Origin of the sequence: Nannocystis sp. (genome assembly GCF_016714285.1) — a bacterium.
GTDB lineage: Bacteria > Myxococcota_A > Polyangia > Nannocystales > Nannocystaceae > Nannocystis.
In genome coordinates this window covers 992,366-1,013,578 of record NZ_JADJNN010000001.1, presented here as the reverse complement: position 1 = coordinate 1,013,578, position 21,213 = coordinate 992,366, and the positions used below count along the sequence as shown (strand labels likewise).

12 protein-coding genes and 1 tRNA gene are annotated in these 21,213 nt (G+C 70.6%); 3 read left to right on the top strand and 10 right to left on the bottom strand.

Annotated elements, in window-relative coordinates; all coding sequences use genetic code 11:
* Positions 1-43: 43 nt before the first annotated feature.
* Together IPJ59_RS04015 and uvrA are read right to left on the bottom strand one after the other, a co-directional pair.
* Positions 44-1,741 carry a hypothetical protein gene (locus tag IPJ59_RS04015; protein WP_293269826.1) on the bottom strand — a complete coding sequence of 566 codons (1,698 nt, stop codon included), beginning with the start codon at positions 1,739-1,741 and terminating at the stop codon, positions 44-46.
* A 246-nt stretch (positions 1,742-1,987) separates the two neighbouring features.
* On the bottom strand, positions 1,988-4,894 hold the full coding sequence (gene uvrA / locus IPJ59_RS04010) for an excinuclease ABC subunit UvrA (RefSeq protein WP_293269825.1): 2,907 nt from the start codon (positions 4,892-4,894) through the stop codon (positions 1,988-1,990).
* Between the two features lie 202 nt (positions 4,895-5,096).
* Between uvrA and IPJ59_RS04005 the strand changes: the two genes are divergently transcribed.
* Both IPJ59_RS04005 and IPJ59_RS04000 read left to right on the top strand, forming a co-directional pair.
* A tRNA-Leu gene (locus IPJ59_RS04005) sits at positions 5,097-5,176 on the top strand.
* Positions 5,177-5,352: 176 nt separating this feature from the next.
* Positions 5,353-9,138 (top strand): serine/threonine-protein kinase, encoded by a 3,786-nt coding sequence (locus IPJ59_RS04000; protein WP_293269824.1) that lies wholly within the window; start codon positions 5,353-5,355, stop codon positions 9,136-9,138.
* Positions 9,139-9,225: 87 nt separating this feature from the next.
* Here the strand turns inward: IPJ59_RS04000 and IPJ59_RS03995 are convergent, their stop codons facing one another.
* From IPJ59_RS03995 to IPJ59_RS03960, 8 genes are all read right to left on the bottom strand, one after another.
* Positions 9,226-10,443 carry an ATP-grasp domain-containing protein gene (locus tag IPJ59_RS03995; protein ID WP_293269823.1) on the bottom strand — a complete coding sequence of 406 codons (1,218 nt, stop codon included), beginning with the start codon at positions 10,441-10,443 and terminating at the stop codon, positions 9,226-9,228.
* Between the two features lie 303 nt (positions 10,444-10,746).
* On the bottom strand, positions 10,747-11,274 hold the full coding sequence (locus IPJ59_RS03990; RefSeq protein ID WP_293269822.1) for a hypothetical protein: 528 nt from the start codon (positions 11,272-11,274) through the stop codon (positions 10,747-10,749).
* 587 nt (positions 11,275-11,861) lie between these two features.
* Entirely contained in the window at positions 11,862-13,133 is a 1,272-nt protein-coding gene (locus IPJ59_RS03985) for a DUF4215 domain-containing protein (protein WP_293269821.1), read from the bottom strand.
* Positions 13,134-13,148: 15 nt separating this feature from the next.
* Positions 13,149-14,693 (bottom strand): hypothetical protein, encoded by a 1,545-nt coding sequence (locus IPJ59_RS03980; RefSeq protein WP_293269820.1) that lies wholly within the window; start codon positions 14,691-14,693, stop codon positions 13,149-13,151.
* Positions 14,694-14,715: 22 nt separating this feature from the next.
* A complete protein-coding gene (locus IPJ59_RS03975) occupies positions 14,716-15,855 on the bottom strand; it encodes a TlpA disulfide reductase family protein (protein ID WP_293269819.1) in 1,140 nt (379 codons plus the stop codon).
* Positions 15,845-16,894: a hypothetical protein gene (locus IPJ59_RS03970; protein WP_293269817.1), complete on the bottom strand. Its 1,050-nt coding sequence runs from the start codon at positions 16,892-16,894 to the stop codon at positions 15,845-15,847. The genes IPJ59_RS03975 and IPJ59_RS03970 overlap by 11 nt, the downstream gene beginning before the upstream one ends.
* Positions 16,891-18,180 (bottom strand): vitamin K epoxide reductase family protein, encoded by a 1,290-nt coding sequence (locus IPJ59_RS03965; RefSeq protein WP_293269816.1) that lies wholly within the window; start codon positions 18,178-18,180, stop codon positions 16,891-16,893. Before IPJ59_RS03965 ends, IPJ59_RS03970 begins: the two co-directional genes overlap by 4 nt.
* A 251-nt stretch (positions 18,181-18,431) precedes the next feature.
* On the bottom strand, positions 18,432-20,045 hold the full coding sequence (locus IPJ59_RS03960; RefSeq protein ID WP_293269815.1) for a sigma-54-dependent transcriptional regulator: 1,614 nt from the start codon (positions 20,043-20,045) through the stop codon (positions 18,432-18,434).
* Positions 20,046-20,290: 245 nt separating this feature from the next.
* On the opposite strand from IPJ59_RS03960, the gene IPJ59_RS03955 reads away from it, so the two are divergent.
* Positions 20,291-21,202 (top strand): alpha/beta fold hydrolase, encoded by a 912-nt coding sequence (locus tag IPJ59_RS03955; protein WP_293269814.1) that lies wholly within the window; start codon positions 20,291-20,293, stop codon positions 21,200-21,202.
* The last annotated feature ends 11 nt before the right edge of the window (positions 21,203-21,213 follow it).

Below are 21,213 nucleotides of genomic sequence, written 5' to 3'. Positions count from 1 at the left end.
GCCCGGCTACTTCCCCGCGAGCAGGGGCTTGAGGGAGGACGGATCAGTCCTCGGTGATCCGCACGTCAAACTCGACATGCCCGTGGGTGCTGCGTTTGGCGAGGGAGATGCTTTCGAAGCAGTAGTCCACATGGAGCTTGTAATCTCCGGCCGTGTTGGCGGCGCGGGTGATCATCGCAAACTCGCGGGTCTGGCAGGTGCAGGCCTCCAGGCAATCGAACACCACAAAGCGGTCGGGCACGATCTGGATGCTCGACAGGGGATGGATGTCCGGGATCAGCGTGACCTTGGTGATGCGCAGGCCGTTGTATTGCAGGTCGTTGAAGGGGTTGCAGACGGTGAGGTAGAACACCTCGGTGTCGTGCTCCTCGATCTGGTCATTGGCTCCGTCGCCCCAGTGGAAGTGAAAGCAGGGCGCCAAGCTGAGGCCTGCCGGGATGGCCTGAATGGAAGACGGATCAAAAGGCTTTTTACAGTTTTGGGCCTGCGTCTGCGTGAAGGACTTCGCTTTGGCGCGGTCGATGAGCTCCTCGTTTTGAACCTCGGCATCCTCGTTGCACCCATGACAACCGCAGCCGCAATCGCCCGTCTCGTCACAAGGATTGGGGAAGATGTTGGGGAGGCCAAGTCTACTGACTGCGGTAGTCGGAAGGACAATGTAGTTGTCGGTGAAGTTGCAGCCTGCCCCCAACACATTAGGGTTCAAGATGGCGGCAAGGCTTGATTCACCATCTTTCGCAATGTAAATACGTCCATCGATACCACGTTGCAAGGCACCGATGGCATAAAGGCCACCACCGTTGAGCACGGAACCGACCAAAGTAGGAGCTGGCAACACGGCGGGTGTCAAATCCACCTGGAATACATGCCCTGTCTGGGCGGCTGCCGAACCACCCTCGGTCGTGCTGTAGCTGAGGTTGCCAAAGTAGAGCACCTTGCTGTCTGGTGAGAACTCCACCCCATACACCCTCCTGACAATTTCCTCAGGTTCGGTGGGTGTGCTCGTCTCACGCTGGAGCGAAATGTTGATGTTGATGGCACCAGTGGTATTGTCAAAAGGATAGATACGCACACTGTTTGTCGGCGCATTGGCGACCGCCAGCATGCTGCCATCCGGGCTCCCTCGGAGGTATCCAACTTCATAAACAGCGATCCTCATCGAGGTGTCAGCCACCCAGGTGATGCCAGCGGCGTTGATCAGGAAGACCCTGAACGTGCCAATTCCATCCATGGCTTCCAATTTTCCGGCTTGCAGGATGGTCACCACCCAAGTGTCTGTGCAGTTCCTGTGCGGTACAGCCGTCAACTTTTCTGCCGGCGAGAAGCCTTCCGTACTGGGCAGGGTCATCAGGTCGGACAATGGTGTAATGACCCAGGTTCCGGGATTGGTCACATCAACCCGCACGCCATTAAAGTGGTTATACGGCGCATCCGTATTGGTGCTTCCGTCCATCGTCAGCACGTAATAGCGCTTGCTGTTGCCCGGGTCAGGGACGATGATGGCGGATTGCGTGGAGGAAGCGTCTCCGAGCAGAGCCGAAGACTGCACTTCGTTGGCTCCGTTCCAAAGCTTGCATCCGTCGGTGTACATCAGGAGGTTGCCGTTGGCATCTGAAATGGAGGCACAGCCCTCACTGGTGTCGATGCTGTTGCCGCTCAGTGCGAGTGCGGTGGGGGGATTGGTCGAGAAGTCCAGGCGAGCATTCGTGCCGAAGATCCAATTTTGATTTTGATTGGTCATGTTGCTGAAAGTTTTAGATGAATTAACACCCGATGCGCAAGTGCGGCTAGCGGATGTTAGCCGAAATTTTTCCGGGGGGTCGAGTACCCAGCGCGGCGCGGTCCACGGATGCGAGCAATGTAGCGAACCCTCAGGGCGGTCCGGACGGACCCGTCCCGCTCTAGCGCCGGCTTGCTCGCGCGGAATCGAGAGCCTGAGCACCGCGCACGTGCACGCCCAGCACCGCGCCCAGCCGTGCGGGGCGCTTCACTTCACGGCGAGCAGGGGCTTCAGGAATTGCCCGGTGAACGATCGCTTGACGCGGGCGACCTGCTCCGGCGTGCCCTCGGCGATCAGCTGGCCACCATTGGCGCCGCCCTCGGGGCCGAGGTCGATGACCCAATCTGCGCACTTGATCACGTCGAGGTTATGTTCGATGACCAGCACTGTATTGCCCGAGTCGACCAATCGCTGGAGGACGATCAGCAGGCGGTGGATGTCCTCGAAGTGGAGGCCGGTGGTCGGTTCGTCGAGGACGTAGAGGGTGTTGCCGGTCTGGACCTTGCACAGCTCGCGCGAGAGCTTGACCCGCTGGGCCTCGCCGCCGGACATGGTGGGCGCGGTCTGGCCGATCTTCATGTAGCCGAGGCCGACGTCGATCAATGTCTGCAGGACGCGGCGCAATGTGGGGACATTATTAAAGGTCTCGAGGCAGTCCTCGACGCTGAGATCGAGGACCTCGGCGATGTTGCGGTTCTTGTAGGTGACGGCGAGGGTCTGGGCGTTGTATCGCTTGCCGTGGCAGACCTCGCAGGGGACGTAGACGTCGCTGAGGAAGTGCATCTCGACCTTGATGACGCCGTCGCCCTGGCAGGCCTCGCAGCGGCCGCCCTTGACGTTGAAGCTGAAGCGGCCGGCCTTCCACCCGCGGGCCCGGGACTCGGGGAGCTGGGCGAAGAGGTCGCGGATCTGGTCGAAGGATTTGGTGTAGGTGCCGGGGTTGGAGCGGGGGGTGCGGCCGATCGGGCGCTGGTCGATGGCGATGACCTTGTCGAGCGCGGCGAGGCCCTCGATCGCCTTGTGGGCGCCGATGCGGTCGAGGCTGCCGTGGAGCTTGTGGGCGAGGGCGGGCAGGAGGATGCCGTTGACGAGGGAGGACTTGCCGGCGCCGCTGACACCGGTGACGGCGACCAGGACGCCGAGCGGGAAGCCGACGTCGACGTTGCGCAGGTTGTGCTCGGCGGCGCCGCGGACGGTGACGACGCCGCGGGGCTTGCGGCGCGCGGCGGGGATGTCGATCTTCTTGCGGCCCGAGAGGTAGGCGCCGGTGAGGCTGCCGGGGCAATGTTCGATGTCCTTGGGTAATCCGCTGAACACGACCTCGCCGCCGAGGTGGCCGGCGCCGGGGCCGAAGTCGACGAGGTGGTCGGCGGCGCGGATGGTGTCCTCGTCGTGCTCGACGACGAGGACGGTGTTGCCGAGGTCGCGCAGGTGCTGGAGGGTGCGGATGAGGCGCTGGTTGTCGCGCTGGTGGAGGCCGATGCTGGGCTCGTCGAGCACGTACATGACGCCGCTGAGCTCGGAGCCGAGCTGGCTGGCGAGGCGGATCCGCTGGGCCTCGCCGCCCGAGAGGGTGGGGCCGGAGCGGTCGAGGGTGAGGTAGTCGAGGCCGACGTTGAGGAGGAAGACGAGGCGGCTGCTGATCTCGCGGAGGGCGCCCTCGGCGATGGTCTGCTGGGCGCCGCGCAGGCCGAGGCCGCTGAAGTGATCGGCGGCCTGGCGCACGGTCATCGCGGTGGCGTCGGCGATGTTGGTCTTGGCGACGCGGACCTGCAGCGACTCGGGGCGCAGGCGCTTGCCGCCGCAGTCGTCGCAGGGGGCCTCGCGGAAGAACTTGCCGAGGTGTTCGCGGGCGGCGTCGGAGTCGGTCTCCCGGTAGCGGCGCATGAGGTTGGGGATGACGCCCTCGAAGCGCATGCCCCAGGTGCCGTGGCTTGCGGAGCCCTCGCTGCCCCACTCGACGGCGATGCGCTTGTCGGCGTCGGCGCCGTGGAGGACCAGGCTGCGCTTCTTCTTGGGGAGCTTGGACCAGGGGGTGTCGAGGTCGACCTCGCAGGACTTTGCCAGGCCCTCGACGATGCGGAAGGTCCAGCCCTCGCCGCGCTCCATGGCGGTGGCCCACGGGGCGATCGCGCCGTCGCGGACGCTGAGGCTGGGGTCCGGGACGACGAGGTCCTCGGCGGGCTCCATGCGGGTGCCGAGGCCGTTGCAGGTGGGGCACATGCCGAGCGGGCTGTTGAAGGAGAAGCTCTGCGGGCTGAGCTCGGGGAAGCTCTTGCCGCAGCAGGAGCGGGCCTCGCTGAACAGGCGCTTGAAGCCGGCGTGCGGGCCCGTGGTGTCAGCTGAATCGGCGCGCACCTCACCGTGGCCCTCGCGCAGGGCGAGCTCGACGCTCTCGGTGATCCTGCGCTTGTCGCTGGCACGGGCGATGATGCGGTCGATGACGACGGCGATGCTGTGCTTGAGTTTCTTGTCGAGCTTGGGCGGGGTCTCCAGCGGGTGGATCTCGCCGTCGACCTCGACGCGGACGAAGCCGCGGCCGCGCAGCTCCTCGAACAGGTCCTTGTATTCGCCCTTGCGGTGGGTGACGACCGGGGCGAGCAAGGTGAGGCGGGCGTCCTTGGCGTCGTGCAGGAGCTCCTCGACGATCTGCTCCGGCGACGAGGAATGCACGGGCTTGCCGCAATCGGTGCAGTGCTGCACGCCGACGCGGGCGTAGAGCACGCGGAGATAATCGTAGATCTCGGTGATCGTGCCGACGGTGGATCGCGGGTTGTTGGAGGCGCTCTTCTGCTCGATGGCGATGGTCGGCGAGAGGCCGCGCAGGTGCTCGACCTTGGGCCGCTCGAGCTGACCGAGGAACTGGCGGGCGTAGGCGGAGAGGCTCTCGATGTAGCGGCGCTGACCCTCGGCGTAGAGGGTGTCGAAGGCGAGGCTGGACTTGCCGGAGCCGCTGACGCCGGTGAACACGACCAGCTTGCGCTTGGGCACCCGCAGCTCGTCGATGCGCAGGTTGTGCTCGTGGGCGCCGCGGATCTCGATGAAGTCGGGCTCGCGGACGGGCAAGGTGTCGGCGACGGCGGGGCGGGGGTCCGGCGGGGTGATGGCGTCCATGGCGAGGGAGCCTGGCTCTTAGCACGCGATCTCGCGCGTGTTGCGGGGGCCACTTCGCGCAGGGCTGATAGTTTGCGCACTTGCTCGGATGTACAGTTCAGGCAACTCTTGGGTAGCGAGGGGTGGTATTGCGGGGATGATTGTTGCGGCGGGGCTTGTTGTCGGGGGCGCGCGGCCTGTCCTAAGGTGCAGTGCGATCGAGGCCCGGATGGTGGAATCGGTAGACACGGGGGACTTAAAATCCCTTGCGCAAGCGTGCGGGTTCGAGTCCCGCTCCGGGCACCGCTGGTGGAGGGCTGGTCTGTGGATCGCGGGCCTGGGGCTGATGGTCGGGTGGTACATCGTCGCCACCGATGCGTTCTGTCTCCGCGGCTACCGCGCGGATGATGGCATGTGCGCGTGGGAGTAGGGCGGCTGCGGCTGCGGGGCGATCCGGGTGTATGGTCGCAAGTACGCGGATGATTGCCGCCGATCCAGTCGCGTTGGCCGCGGTCCCGCAGCAGGCGCTGCTCGGGCCCTTCGTGCTCGAGCGGCCGATCGGCTCCGGCGGGATGGGCGAGGTGTGGCGGGCGGTCCACCGCGAGGAGGGCGTGGCGGTGGCGATCAAGGTGATCGGCCAGCACTGGGCCCGGCAGGCGAGCTACCGCGTCGCGTTCCAGCGCGAGGTGCGGGCGGTGGCGGGGCTGGTGCACCCGGGGATCGTGGCGGTGTACGACCAGGGCGAGGTCGGGCCGGCGGCGGCCCTGGCGTCCGGGCTGGCGGTCGACAGCCCGTACCTGGTGATGGAGTACATGCCGCGCGGGAGCCTCGAGGGGCTGCAGGCGGCGCCGAGCTGGCCGCTGCTGCAGGTGCTGGTGCGGGCGATCCTGGCGGCGCTGGCCCACGCACACGCGCGCGGGGTGGTGCACTGCGACCTCAAGCCCGGCAACGTGCTGCTGGCGGGCGAGGAGGACGTGGCGATCAAGCTGACGGACTTCGGAGTGGCGCACACGCTGACGCCGAGCAAGTCGCTGGCGGGCGACGAGCCGCGCAGCGCCGGGACGCCGGCTTACATGGCGCCGGAGCAGCTGCTCGGGCTGTGGCGGGACTTCGGGCCGTGGACCGATCTGTACGCGCTGGGCTGCGTGGTGTGGGAGCTGTGCTGCGGGCTGCCGCCCTTCGTGGCGGGGAGCCTGGTCCAGCTGGCGGGGCTGCATCTGTATGAGGCGCCGGGGGTGTTCGCGCCGCGCTTCGCGGTGCCGCCGGAGCTCGAGGGGTGGTTGCGGCGGCTGCTGGCGAAGCGGCCGGGGCAGCGCTTCGCGTGCGCGGCGGATGCGGCGTGGGCGTTGACGCGGCTGCCGGGGCCGCCGGCGCCGGAGCGGATGGCGTGGGCGGCGGTCGCGGACGGGGCGGTGGCGCTGGACCGGACGGCGCAGACGCAGCCGCTGGCGGGACCGGGGCCGGCGACGACCGGGCGGGCGGCGGTGTGGAGCGCGGAGTCGACGGTGATCGCACCGGCGACGCGGGAGGCGGCGGCGCGAGTCGACGAGACGGGCGAGACGCGCCTGGCGGCGGCCGGGGAGCGGGTCGGCGCGGCGGTGGCGGAGCCGCGGGTCGACCCGACAGAGCGTACGGTCGCGGTCGCGGGGGCTGTTGGGACAGGTGGGCTGGCTGTTGGGACAGGTGGTTCGGAGGTGTCCGGAGGGACAGGTGGGCTGACTGTTGGGACAGGTGGTTCGGAGGTGTCCGGAGGGACAGGTGGGCTGACTGTTGGGACAGGTGGTTTGGCGGCCGGGGATGCGCCGCCGCTGGCGGGGAGCTGGCGGCGGGCGGAGGATGCGATGACGATCCGGCCGCTGCGCGGGGCCGGGCTGGCGCTGTACAGGTTCCGCGAGGTGCCGCTGGTCGGACGCGCGACGGAGCGGGACGCGCTGTGGGCCGGGCTGGCGCAGGTGCACGCATCGGGGCGGCCGCGGGCGCTGCTGGTGCGCGGGCCGTCGGGGGTCGGGAAGTCGCGGCTGGTGGAGTGGTTGGCGACGCGCAGCCAGGAGCTCGGGGCGGCGACGGTGCTGCGGGCCAGCCACGGGCCCTTCGGCGGGGCGGGCGACGGGCTGCCGCGGATGCTGGCCCTGCGGCTGCAGTGCGTCGGGCTGGGCGGCGACGAGGTGTTCGAGCGGGTGCTGACGGGGATCGGTGGGGATGGCCCAAAGGACAGGTCGGCGGCGCTGGGCTACGAGGCGGCGGCGCTGACGGAGTACATGCTGCCGGGCGACGCGAGCGGGGAGCGGCCGCGGGTGCGCCTGGCGGAGCAGCGCGAGCGGCACGCGGTGCTGGCGGGGTACCTGCGGCGCTGCACGCGGGAGCGGCCGGCGCTGCTGTGGTTCGAGGACGCGATGTGGGGGCCGGAGTGCCTCGACTTCACGCGCTACCTGCTCGGCGGCGGCGGGCCGCCGGTGCTGGTGGTGTTGACGGTGCGCGACGATCTCGTCGCCGAGCGGCCGGCCGAGGCGCGGATGATCGAGGAGCTGGCCGGGATGCGCGGGCTGACGAGCCTCGAGGTGGCGCCGCTGAGCGAGGCGGAGCACCGGGCGCTGATCAGCGAGCGGCTCGGGCTCGAGGGTGGGCTGGTCGAGGGGGTGCTGGCGCGAGCCGGTGGTAATCCGCTGTTCTCGGTGCAGCTGGTCGGAGACTGGGTCGCGCGGGGGGTGCTGCTGGCGGGGCCGCAGGGGTTCGCGCTGGCGCAGGGGGCCTCGCTCGATCTGCCGGACGGGATGCACGCGCTGTGGCAGGAGCGGCTGGCGCGTCTGCTGGCGCAGCAGTACGGCGAGGCGGCGGCGGAGGCTCGCCAGGCGCTCGAGCTGGCGGCGGCGCTCGGGCTCGAGGTCGATCCGGCGGCGTGGGCGGAGGGCTGCGCCTTTGAGGGGATCACGGCGCCGGCGGGGCTGGTGGAGCTGTTGGTGGCGCAGCGGCTGGCGGTGGTCGGCGGCGCGGGCTGGGCCTTCGTGCACGGAATGCTGCGCGAGAGCCTCGAGGATCTGGCGGAGGAGGCGGGGCGACGCGGGCTGCATCACCGCTGCTGCGCGGCGATCCTGCGGCGACGCCACGGGGCGCACGCGCAGGGGCACGCGGAGGCGCTGGCGCGGCACTTGATCGCGGCCGGCGATCTCGTGGAGGCGATGGCGCCGCTGCTCGACGCGACGTATCAGATGCAGCTGGCGGGGCAGTACGATCGGGCGGAGCGGGTGCTCGGTGAGCACGCGGTGCTGGCGGATCGGGTCGGGCTGGGGGTGGAGGACGTGCGGCGGCTGCGAGGGCGGATGCAGGCGGTGTGGCTGACGTGGATGCGCGGCGGGGACGGGTCGCTGGCGCTGGCGCGGGCCCGGTGTCGGGAGGTGGAGGCGGCGGCGCGACGCGGTGGGCACGACGATGTGCTGGGTGAGGCGCTGCGCTGGCACGGGCTGGTGGCTCGCTTCGAGCGGCGCTTCGCCGAGAGCCGGGCGGCGCTGGCCCAGGCGGCGGCGGCGTTCGAGCGGGCCGGGGATCTGGGCGGGCAGGCCCGCACGGCGCTGGCCTCGGCGGTGACGCTGCGTGCGGTCGGGGAGCTGGACGCGGCGGAGGCCGAGCTGGCGGCGGCGGAGCGGCTGGCGCGGGGTTGCGGGCTGACGCTGCTGTTGCCGCGGATCGCGGGGAACCTGGCGGAGATCGCGTTGCAGCGCGAGGACTGGGGCGCGGCGGAGACGCGATTCTCGCAGGCGATGGCGGCGGCGGAGGCGAGCGGCGATCGCAAGGCGCTGGCGCTGACGCTCGGCGGGGCGGGAGACCTGGCGCTGCTGTTGGGGCGGCTGGCGGCGGCGGACGAGCACTACGCGCGCGCGGAGGCGCTGTTCGCCTCGCTGGGGTCGCGGTATGTGCACGGAGTTCGCCTGCATCGCGCGACGGTGAGGTTGCTGCGCGGGGAGCCGGAGGCGTGGCGCTTCCTGGCGGAGTTCGTGGCGACGCCGGGGCGCGACCCGCTGGAGGTCGGGCTGGCGCAGGTCGGGCTGGCGCTGGCGGCGGGGCAGGCGGGGAAATGGGTGGCGTTCGATGCCGGGGTCGCGGCAGCAGAGGCGGCGCTGGCAAAGGTGGGCGAGGCGCGGCCGGTGATCGTGCAACTGCTGCGGGCGGCCGAGGCGGTGGCGCGGGCGGGCGGTGAAGGGGAGCGTGCGGGGCGGACGGCGGCGCTTGCCGAGGCGCAGACGCGGCGGCTGCGAGTTGCTGCGAGCTGAGTGGGCAGTGGTTGCCGCGGGGCGAGCTCAGCGGTTGCTTCGCTGGCCGAGGTGCAGACGCTATGGTGCGAGTTGCTGCGAGCTGAGCTACTGAGCGATGAGCTGGAGGTTCTCGCCGATGTCGTCGCTGATCTGGACCAGGGCGGCGAGCTCGGGGTGGCGGACCATGAGGAAGCCGTCCGAGACGAGGGTGCTGCGCCAGTTGCGACGCGGGGCGCCGACCGGGAGCAGGCGGTCCCACACGATGTGCTCGCCGTACAGGCGGTGGATGCGGTCGTGGCCGGTGATCCGGACGATGTGGCCCTCGCCCTGGGCCCGCTTGTAGATGTTGCTGACGTTGTACTTGCGCTGGATCCGGGCGTCGAAGCGGCCGAAGGCGACGGCGCGGCCCCACTCGCGGTACACGTCGAAGTCGCAGGCGTAGTTCATCTGGTCGACCTGATGCGCGCCGGGTGGGCGGGCGCCGATCTCCCCGAACACGACCTCGCCGTCGGCCTTGCGGTACCACTCCATGTGGGTGAAGCCGGACTGGAAGCCGAGCGCGTGCAGGACCTGCTTGCCCATCTTGACGCCGTCAGCGAGCGCGGCCTGATCGACGTGGCGCAGGGCGATGACCTGCGGCGAGATCCACTCGTGGCTGCGGGCGACCAGCGGGCGCGGGCGGTACCAGGCGACGTTGTGATAGGCGACCTCGCCGCGGATCGTGACGGTGTCGTAGGTGAACTCGTCGCCGTCGACGAACTCCTCGACGCTGACCTCGGGCACGTGCGAGAGCCGCGGCAGGACCCCGCGCAGGTCGTCGGCCGTGTCGACCCGGTAGGTGTCGGCCGAGCCAGCGCCGGCGATCGGCTTGATGATGATCGGGTAGCCGATCCGCTCGGCGGCCTCCCAGCAGTCGTGCACGGTGGTGCAGCGGACGTGCCGCGGGGTGCGAATGCCGGCGCGGTCGAGCACCTGCTTCATCGCCTCCTTGTCGCGGAAGGGCACGGTCTGCGCGACGTTGAGGCCGGGGAGGCCGAGGGCCTCGCGCAGGCGGGCGGCGAGCAACATGCCGGGCTCCCACAAACACTCGACGCCGTCGAGGCGCTTCGCCTCGGGCCAGCTCCGCACGGCGTCCACGACGGCCTGCTCGTCCCACAGCGAACGCACCGGCAAGTAACCGCTGAGGTGGCGCTGGACCAGCTCCGGCAGGGCGCCAGGGCCCTGATCGCCGACGCCGAAGACGCGCGCGCCGACCTCGGCGAGGCCACGGGTGAACTGCGGCATCTCTGCGGGGTAACCGGGGGACAGGATGAGGATGTTCATGCGGGGTGGTGTTGGGGTATCAGGGAATGGCGGGGGGGGGCAAGGGTGGGGGGGGAGGGGCAGCAGAGGAGGGGGAGACCGTCGGGAGTTATTTCGCAGAACGCGCAAGGCGAAGGCAGAAGTCACTCCTCGCTGTGCGCCTTCGCCTCGCCTGATGCCTGATGCCTCGCCTCATCTGTGGACCGCGTATTCCCGCTGGGCCAATCCGCCAATCCCTTCGAGCCACGGTAACTCGTGACCCCGTACAATTCTGGCCCATTCAGCTGCAGCCTCCCGTCGTTCTTTATGGGCAAGACAACGAACCTACTTTGCTACTATCTTTGCGCCCTCAGGTACGCCAAATTCAGCCGAAATTTCCCTCGCCGAAGGCATACTTTTAAGCCCGTGGGAGTTCGCCAATCGGTGGCGAATCTCGTGTGCTGAGATTTTCTTATTGCCGTCAATGCTGTCTTGAATAAGCCATCGGGCTTCTGTTCTGCTCAGTGGTCGCTCAGGGATGGTGAGATCAATCTGTTGCGCAATCTTGTCAATCCCATCCAGATACACTAATAGTTCTTTCCAGAAGAGCAGGATTCGCTTACCCAGGTTCTTCGCCAGCTTGGGGAGCCTCCTCGCGGCCTCACTATCAACAACTCCTCCGTTGTGGGCAACCGCACATCGGATTTGATACGCTTCGACAACGACGGCCAACACGCCGCCGAAATCATGGCCCATCAACGATGATATATATGTCAGGGATGTTCTCAAACTACTCTTTAGACCAGGCGCTATGAGTGCATCTCCAACTGGAGATAACGTATTCGGCCGCCCCCCCACGTAGCCTTTGAACACCGCATAGTATTCACAGTGCCGATGGATGTAATCTTCTAGGGTAGCACACCCTTCCCCCCCGGGGGGGGCCGCGCCTGGGTGTGGCTGCCCGCGCCTTGCGCCGCCCCTCTTTCCGTGGGGGGGGCCGGCGCCGGGGCGCGCGGGGGCGCGGGGGGGGGGGGGCTCACGAGCAGAACCGCACGAAGATGCGCCATGGTGTCGTCCCTTGCATTTACGAACTCGCCAGAAAGGATTGCCAAGCGAGTGCCGTCCATGGGAGGGGCGGGATGGGCCTGCGTAACGGTCTGAGTTCCGGAAGGATCGGCTCTTAGGACGCTCCCAACAGCACTCGAAGTGGCGTAATCAAAATACCAGTGCAAGCGGCTGAGAAGTGAGAACTCTCGCTTGAAGGATGTGTATGCGTACGTGCGGTATGCCCGTTTCGGAACCTTGGGCGCGGTTGTGGTCATTGGCTTCCTGTCAATCGGAGCTCACAGTTTCCCATCATCGGCGCAACTGCATGCGCAACATTGACGGCCAAGGACGCAGTCGTATCCAGCCCCGTGGCCTGCTGCACGACCGGGCGAGGAAGAGCGGGCGCATGGCGCTCAGAGGTCCTGGAAGCAGTACAGGCGGTTCACGCCAGAGCAAAACTGATTGCTGCCGAGATTGGTCCAGGTGTTGTCGGAGGCCGCCGAATAACCCACGGAGGTGGTCATGGGATTGTCCTTGGCGGTCCAGTGGTTGCAGTCGAGGGCGGACGCCGAGGTGGCGTCCGGGAGGGTGTTGGTGAAGACGTTTTCTTCGGTGAGGGTGCCGGTCTCGTCGGCGTTGATGGCGTGGTCGAGGGTGCCGCTGGTGAGGGCGGTCCAGCCTTCGGCGATGACCGGGAAGCCCTGGGAGGGCAGGCGGTAGAGGCCGGTGAAGGTGGTGTCGAAGCGGGTGGAGGGAGATTCGGTGTCGGTGCTGAGCCAGGCCTTGTAGGTGCCCGGGAGGCCGGCTTTGCCTGCGAGGGCCTGGCAGCGGAAGTCGGCGAGGGCGAGGCCTGTGAGGGTGTCGGGGTTGCCTTGCGAACCGCCGAGGTCGCCCTTGAAGGGGGCGCTGGTGACGAAGACCAGGCGCTCGAGCGACTTGCAGTCTGCGGAGCAGCCGTCGCCGTCGTCGGTGTTGTTATCGTCGCAGAGCTCGCCGGCGGGTGTGTTGAGCGTGCCGTCGCCGCATGTCGGGACGCGGCAGTCGAGCTCGCAGGTGGCAGTCTGGGCGGCGGTGTCGCAGGGCTCGGGGCCGTTTTGCTTGTTGTCGCCGCAGAACTCGACGGCGGTGCAGGCGGGGGCGCAGGCGCCTGGGGGCGGGGATGCGAGGTAGGGGGCGTCGGTGTTGACGCCGTTGTCGCAGGGCTCGGTGCCGTTCTTCTTGTTGTCGCCGCACCACTCGAGGGTGGTGGTGCAGGTCTCGCTGCAGGCGCCGTCGGGTGGTTCTGCGGGCCAGTAGGTCTGGTTGTCGTTGCCGTTGTCGCAGGGCTCGTCGGCGGTGACCATGCCGTCGCCGCACTCGCTGCACTGTGCCGGGCAGGTGGCGACGGACTCGTCGGGGCCGCAGGCGGGGTCGTCGTCGCAGGGTGGGGTGCTTGTGGTGCTGCTGGGTTCGCTGGTGCTGCTCGAGCTGTCGCTGGTGCTCGAAGTGCTGGCGTCGCTGGTGCTGGCGTCGCTGGTGGTGCTGGCCTCGCCGAAGGGGGTGCAGTCGTAGCCGTGTTTGTTGGCGACCTCGTTGTCAGCGCAATTCGGCTTGCAGGCGACGAGGAGGGGCAGCGGCGCGAGCAGCAGCAGGCGGGCGAGGGGCGACATGGGGACTCCGGGCGCGAGGAGGCGGGCGAGGGACATGGGGGACTCCGGGCGCTAGAAGCGGGCGGCGAGCGAGAGGCCGCGGAAGCTCGGGACGAGGGTAACGGGTGGCGGGGTGCGCTGGCGGGTGATCCGGCGGACCACGAGGCTGATGACGGCGCCGGCGAACATTCCGCCGCCGAGGCCGAGCACGGTCGCCGCAGCGTGGGCGCGGCCGCGGTGGTCGAGCGCGGTGGTCTGGGTGACCTCGACCATGTACCAGGCCAGGCCGCCGGTCAGCAGGGCACCGCCGACGCCGGTCTCGACCAGCAGGCCGCGATCGCTGCGCATCAGGCCGGCGGTGATCGCCGTGACGGTGGTGCCGAGGCCGGTGCCGATCAGGGCGAGGCCGGTCGATCGATCGAGGACGTTGTCGACGGCGATCTGGCACGCGGTGCGGGTGCTGCAGTCGAGGTCCCGGGGCGTGCGGCCGGTGAGCACGGCGCCGGCGGTGAACATGGTGAAGCCGGTGATGCCGAGGCCGAGGCTGAGGCCGAAGCGGGTGCGGGCGTCGCGGTCGGGGCGGAGCTGGAGATCGAGGCGGCGCTGCTCGCCGGGGCCGAGCTGCACCGGCGTGTTGAGGGGCTCGTAGTCGCGGGCCTCGGCGCGCACGGTCCAGGCGCCGGGGGCCAGCTGCCAGGTCTGCTCGGGGCTTCGCAGCTCACGAGCCTCGGCCGGTGCGGGGCCGGCGAGGCTGACGGCGACGCCGCGCGCGAGGGCGGCGGGCGGACCGAGCGTGATGGTGAGGGCGGCATCTTCTGGCGTGGCGACGGGTGGCTCGACGGGCGGGGGCTGGGTCGGCGGGTCGAGGGCGGGCGCCGGGTCGCCGCCGAGGGTGATGACGGCGCCGGCTTCGGCGGTGAAGGTGATGCTGGCGGTCGGGCGGTCGGGGCGGGTGATGGTGGCGGTCCAGTTACCTGGCTCGAGGGACAGGTCGATCGTGGTCGCGGGGAGCAGGTCGATCGGGTCGCGGGGGCCCTGCGGGGCGCCTTCGGGGGCGGTGAGGGTGAGCGTGGCGGGGGCGAGCGGGCCCAGGATCTTGAGCTGGAGGGGGCGGGTGCGCTGTTTGGCGGCGGTGATCTCGGAGGCGAGCATGCTGCGCTCGCGGGCCGTCACGGTGGGCGCGGTGCTCAGGTAGGCCTGCCAGTGGATGATCGCGGCGCCGTCGTGCTCGGCGGCCGAGCGGGCCATGCCGGCGTTGAAGCGGTACTTCGCGGCCTGGGTGTCGCGCCACAGTTGCTCGTACATGCGGGCGGCCTCGAGGTAGCGGCGCTCGGTGTAGTGGGTCCGGGCGGCGGCGCTGCGGGTGGCCTCGTCCGGTACGGTGTCGCTGGGCGCCGCGGCCGGGGCGACGTGAAGCACCGCCACGGTGTGCGCCGCGAGGCGGCGCGGCTCGCTCGCGGTGAGGCGCGATTTGGCCGCGAGGAGGCGTGGCGCGCTGGTCGTGGCGTGCGAGTCGCCGGCCGTGCTGCGGTCGCTCGGTGAGCTGGGTGTGGACGCGCCGGGTGGGGCGGCGAGGGCGGTCCAGAGCAGGAGGGGGACTAACGGGAGGTAGGGCATGCGGGGCTCGGGGTGACGGGCGCTAGTCCTTGAGGCCTTGCGAGCGGAAGTTGCAGCGGGCGCGGCGGCCGGCGAGGGCGACGCACTCGCGGTTCTCGGGGCAGGCGCAGTCGGGCGGGCAGGTCGCGCAGTCCTCGGCGCGGTCGGGGTCGCAGTAGGCGTCGCCGCAGCCGTCGGCGAGCACGGGTTCGGGGCTCGGCTCGCTGCAGCGGGGGAGCTCGGCGCGCAGGTCGTCGAGCACGGCGCCGAGGGCCGCGGTGTCCGTGAGCTCGCCGCGGTGCAGCCAGCGGACGCGCTGCTCGCAGTCGAGGACGAGGGTCAGGGGCAGGGTGGCGCGCTCGGGCAGCAGGCCGGCCTCGTGCAGCAGGGTCTGGAGGGCGCCGGCGGGGGTGAGGTCGACCAGCTGCTGCTTGCTCGCGGGGGCGGCCCGGAGGGTGCGCAGGGCGGCTTGCTGGGGCTCGTTGTGACGGTCGGGGGCCTCGAGCAGGACGGGGACCAGGCGCAGGTCGGCGCCCCAGGGGCGCGCGGCGAGGAGGTCGAGCAGGCGCGGGAGCTCGCGCATGCAGGGTGCGCAGTAGGTGGCCCACACGTTGACGACGCTGATCCGCCGCCCGAGCGCGGGGGCGAGGCGGGTCGGGACCAGGCGCCCGTCGCTGTCGAGCGCGCCGAGGCTGAGCTGGGCGAGGCGGGCGAGGCGGCGCGGGGGATCGACGGTGACCGACACGGCGACGGCGGGGGCCTGCGGGCGGATGATGGTGGTCGGGGCGGGGTCGGAGCTGGCCTCCGGGGCGCTCGCGGCGGCGAGGCGGCGCGCGTTGGCTGGCGCCTCGGGGTCGCCCTGTAGGCTCCACGCGAGCACGAGCAGGAGGGGTAAGGCGATCGCGGCGAGCAGCGCGGCGAAGCGGCGCGGGGACAGTGGGGCGGGTGCGGGGGCGGCGGGGCTGTCCTTGGGGACAGGCGATGGGGCTGGCTGGCGGGACATGTCCTTGGGGACATGCGACGGGGCCGGCTGGCGGGACATGTCCTTGGGGACAGGCGACGGGGCTGGCTGGCGGCTGTCCTTGGGGACAGGCGACGGGGCTGGCTGGCGGGACATGTCCTTGGGGACAGGTGCGGCGGGGCTGTCCTTGGGGACAGGGTGGAGGCGGGGCTCAGCGGGCATCGCGGGGCTCCGGGCCGGGGAGGGCGCAGGGGATCGGGACCAGCAGGACCGACTGGTTGAGCAGGCGGTGCAGGCCGGCGGCGGTGTCGGGGTCGAGGTCGCGGTGGCGGGCGATGCTGTCGCGCAGGTGGTCGCTCTGGCGGCGCGACCAGGTGATGACGTGGTGCTCGGGGTTGCGGGCGAGCAGCTCGGCGCGCAGCGGGTGCGAGGTGCCGATCGCCAGGCGGATCAGCTTGCGGGCCATGAGGTCCTGGGCGCCGGGGGTCGGCTCCTGGGCGACGATCCAGCCGGCGACGGCGTCGAGGCGGTTCTGCGCGACGAGGTAGTTGACGCTCTGGCTGCGCTGGTCGTCGCGGGCGTCCTGGCTGGCGCGGGCGATGATCAGGACGGCGTCGGCGCTGCGCAGGCGGCCGGCGAGGGCGGCGAACTGCTGCTGGTACTCCTGCTGCTGGCGGGCCGGGAGGTCGCCGCCGGAGCGGCGGCTGTCGAAGTGCACGGTGGTGGTGTGGCGCAGGCCGAGCAGGACGGCGTCGAACTGGCGGTGGTCGATGAAGAACTGATCGAGGGCGCGGGGCGGGCACTGGCTGGCGTCCTCGCCGACCTTCTTGCACTGGCTCTTCTCGAAGCGCTGGAGGTCGGCGAGCAGGGCGCTGACCTCGGGGGCGCAGCTGTCCTCGGCGGCGGCGGTGCAGCGGCGGCGGTCGTCGCAGGTGAAGGCGCCGTCGCAGGTGCAGCGGCCGTCGCAGGGGTCGCCCTCCTGACAGGGGAGCACGCTGAGGATCGGCGGCAGGGGCTTGCAGCGGCCGCGCACGCAGGTCTCCTCGGGGCCGCAGTCGCGGGCCTCGCTGTCGACGGTGCAGGCGGGCTGGTCGCGCGTGGTGCCGGCGCTGGCGAGCTCGAAGCCGAGGACGATCGCCAGGCCGAACAGCACGGTGGCGAGCAGCGAGAGGAGCATCTGGAAGCGGACCGTGCGGCGGGCGTCGTCGGGGATCGGCGGGTCGGCGTGGGCTCGGGCCGGTGCTTGCGGCGGCAGGTTCATGGCGGCTCCGGGAGGTCGGCGAGGAGGGCGGAGATCCACGCCTCGAGGGTGGCCTGCGGCTTGTGGCCGCGGACCTGCTGGGCTCGACCGAAGGGCTGGCCGCGTTGCAGGGGGATGAGCAGGGCGCCGGGTGGACGGTCGAGCTCGGCGACGTGCTGGGCGAAGCGCATGTCGCGGACCAGGGCGTCGGTGGTGGCTGGATCGACCATGCAGCCGAACAGCGGGTCCTGATCGGCGGGGCGGGCGGGGTCGGCGTCGACGCCGAACTCGCGGGCGACGGCGGCGAGGTGGCTGGCCGAGAAGTGTGGCGCGGGCCGGTCCTGGGCGGCGAACAGGGCCTCGGTCATGGCCATGGCCCGGTTCGGATCGCCGAGCTCGATCATGCAGTGGAGCGCGCGGGCGGCGTCGCAGCTGCGCTGGGGGCTGAGGTCGGGGGCGCCGGCGGAGAGCGCCTCGAGGTCGCAGCTGGTGGCGGGGAAGTGATAGAGGCGGACCTCGATCGGCCACGGGGCGGTGGCCTGGAAGCGCGGCCAGAACTCGAACTCGTCGCGGCAGTGCGGGCAGGCGAGGTCGAGGAAGACGGCGGCGATCAGGCGCGGGGGGGCGGAGTCGTCGGAGTCGGCGCGGAGCGTGAGCGGGGACTCGGGGACCTGCGAGAGGCGGACCTCGCAGGGGCTGAGGTCGCGCTGCAGGGTGGTGAGCGCGGCGCGGCGCAGGAGGGTGCGCTGGACGCTGGCGACGGTGACGAGGGCCAGCACGGTCACGCCGGCGCCGGCGAGCAGACGCGGGCTGCGGCGCAGCAGCAGCCAGGCGCCGCGCAGGCCGTCCGGGTTCATCAGGCGGGCGGCGACGAGGATGCCGAGCTGGACGATGTCGAGGAACAGGCAGTAGGGACACAGGGCGCCGAGCACGAGCGCGGCGCGGGCGGCCAGCACGAGGGCGACGGCGAAGCCTGCATAGGCAAGCAACAGGAGGACGGGTCGGGTGAAGTTGCGGGTCTGCGCGCCGCAGACGGTGAGCAGGGCGAGGACGAGGGTGACGAGGTAGAAGGCGCTGCTGTGGACCGTGAGCGGGGCGCCGAGGACGGTGGCCCAGCTGTCCCCGAGGACAGTCGCGCAGGACGAGGTGGCGGCGAGCGGACAGGCGGCGAACAGGTCCTCGTCGCAGAGGGTGTCGGCGCGGTACTTGAGGGCGGTGAGCAGCGCGCTGAGACACAGACCCTGGAGGCTGAAGCACCAGATCGCGAGCGCGGCGACGGCGTCGCGGTGCAGGGGGCGTCGCGTCATGGCAGACGCTCGCGATGCGCGGTCATGTTCGCGGATTATCATCGCTGGCGCGCGGATGCCAGCGGTGGGGCGACGGAACGCGGGTCTGCGGCGGTTTACGTTGGGAGGGTTGGCGGGAGGCCCGGACGTCGCGTCGGTCAGGCGGCGACGGACTCAGCGAGCGCCGGGAGGTTGGCTCGGAGCCCCGAGGACCGTGGTCAGGCGGGAGGTCGCACTCCGTGAGTGCCGGGAGGTTGGCTCGGCGGGGCTCTTCAGGACTGTCGCAGCTGGCGCTCGAGGCTGATGCCGAGGCGGTCCATGCGGCGGTAGAGGGCCTGGCGGCTGAGGCCGAGCTCGGCGGCGGCGCGGGCGACGACGCCGGCGTGGGTCTCGAGGGCGTGGATGATGGCGCGGCGCTCGGCCTCGGTGTCCTCGCTGCCGATCACGCGGGCGCCGGGTTCGGAGACGGGGTGGTGGCGCGGGCGGACGGTGTCGGCGGCGATGCTGGCGTCGTCGAGGCCGAGGTCGCCGGGTTCGACGACGCCGCCGTGGCACAGGAGGATCGCGCGCTGGATGCGGTTCTGCAGCTCGCGCACGTTGCCGGGCCAGTCGTGGCCGAGCATCGCCCGCACGGCGGCGGGGCTGAAGCGGGTCGGCGGCGAGGGGTTGACGGGGGCGACCGGGGGGCGGGGCTCGCCCGCGGCTGTGGTCGTGCTGCCGGGGAGGTTGCCGGGGAGGTTGCCGGGGAGGTTGCCGGGGAGGTTGCCGGGGAGGTTGCCGGGGAGGTTGATGGTTCCGCTGGAGAGGGCGCTGTTGCGGGCCTCGTTCAGGGTCTCGCCGAGGCGGGCTGCCTGGCCGAGGGCGGCGAGGAAGTGCTCGGCGAGCGGGAGCACGTCCTCGCTGCGCTCGCGCAGCGGGGAGATGCGGATCTCGATGACGTTGAGGCGAAACAGCAGGTCCTCGCGGAAGCTGCCGGCGCTGATCATCTGGCGCAGGTTGGCGTTGGTGGCCGAGACGATGCGGACGTCGACCTTGCGGGTGATGGTGCTGCCGAGGCGCTCGAACTCGCCGGTCTGGAGGACGCGCAGCAGCTTCATCTGACCCTTGGGGGTGAGGTTGCCGATCTCGTCGAGGAACAGGGTGCCGCCGTCGGCGGCCTCGAAGCGGCCGATCCGCTTCTTGGTCGCGCCGGTGAAGGCGCCGACCTCGGCGCCGAACAGCTCGGCCTCGAGGAGGTCGTCCGGGAGACCGCCGGCGTTGACCTTGACGAAGGGCTGCTGGCGGCGCGGCGAGTTGGCGTGGACGATCTCGGCGACCTTCTCCTTGCCGGAGCCGTTGGGTCCGGAGATCAGGACCGGGGCGTCGGCCCGGGCGACGCTGGCGGCGAGGGAGACGACGCGGTGCATGGCCTCGCTGGCGTAGACGAGGCCGCACAGGTCGTAGCGGTCCTGCAGCTCGTTGCGGGCGCGGGCGCTCTGGGCCCGCAGGCGGTGGTTCTCCAGGGCCAGCTCGCGCAGGCGCAGCATGTTCTTGACGGTGGTGACGACCTTGGCGTCGTCCCAGGGCTTGGCGAGGTAGTCGGCGGCGCCCTCCTTGACCAGCGCGACGGCGGTCTCGAGCGAGGTCCAGGCGGTCATGAGGAGGACCGGTAGATCGCCGTCGAGCTCGCGCAGGCGGCGGAACAGGGCGGCGCCCTCCTGGCCGGAGGTGGTGTCGTCGCTGAAGTTCATGTCCTGGATGACGGCCCCGATGTCGCCGCGGGCGACGATCTCGAGGGCGGCGTCGGGGGTGTGGGCGACGACGGTGGGGATGCCGTGGACGTCGAACAAGATCTCGAGGGCGGTGCACACCGAGGGGTTGTCGTCGACGATCAGGACCTGCTGCATGACGTCTCCGTTGTACCCGCATCCTCGGCCGGCCGACGACAGGGCCGGTGGCAGGATGTGGAGCTTCGGCCAGTCCCACATGCGCGTGGGCGGTTGCACGCGGCGTACCAGCGGTATTGGCTTCGGTACGCTGTTCGTGCGCGGTTGCGCTGTCCGCGGGTGCACGTGTCCGCGCGCGTGGGCGCGGGCATGTGTCCGCATCGGTCGACGTTTTGGGCCCGAAGGTGGTAGCAAGGAGCGTGGCGGTGGATCGGTTCTATCAAGGCTCCCTCTCCGCGAATGGGCTGCAATTCACGACGCTGGAGGGGTCCAGGCCGCGGCCGGGCGATCCGCGGGCGGTCGTGTTGTGCCTGCACGGGTTTCCTGACCACCCGCGTTCGTTCCGGGATCAGATCCCGGCTCTGGCGCAGGCTGGCTACCGCGTGGTGGCGCCGACCCTCCGCGGCTATGAGCCGTCGTCGCAGCCGATCGACGACGACTATCACGTGATCCGGATGGTCGAGGACGTGCTCGGGTGGATCGAGTGCCTGGGGGCGCTGCGCGTGCACCTGGTCGGGCACGACTGGGGCGCGGTGATCGGGTACCAGGTGGCGGCGAAGGCCCCGGAGCGGCTGCTGTCGCTGACGACGATCGCGGTGCCGCACCTGCGGCGCCTGGGCAGCGGGCTGCTGAAGCTGCCGGGGCAGCTGCGAAACTCGTGGTACACGCTGTTCTTCCAGCTGCGTGGGGTCGCCGAGCTGGTGGTGCGACGCGATGACTTCGCGTTCCTCGAGCGGCTGTGGCGGGCGTGGTCGCCGGGCTGGACGCCGCCGGAGGAGGAGCTGCGGCTGCTGCGGCGCACGTTTCGTCAGCCGGGGGTGTTGACCGCGGCGCTGCGCTACTACCGGGCGGCGATCGACCCGCTGTCGCGCGCGGCGGCGCAGTCGCGGGCGCTGGCCTTCGCGCCGATCACGGTGCCGACGCTGGCGATCACGGGGGAGACGGATGGTTGCATCGACACGCGGCTGTTCGACGAGATGATGCGGGGGGCTGACTTCCCGCGCGGGCTCAAGGTCCGACGCGTGCGTGGGGCCGGGCACTTCGTGCATCAGGAGCGACCAGCCGAGGTCAACGCGCTGCTGCTCGAGTGGCTGCGGCGCCACGATCGGGGCGAGTGATGCGCGGGCCG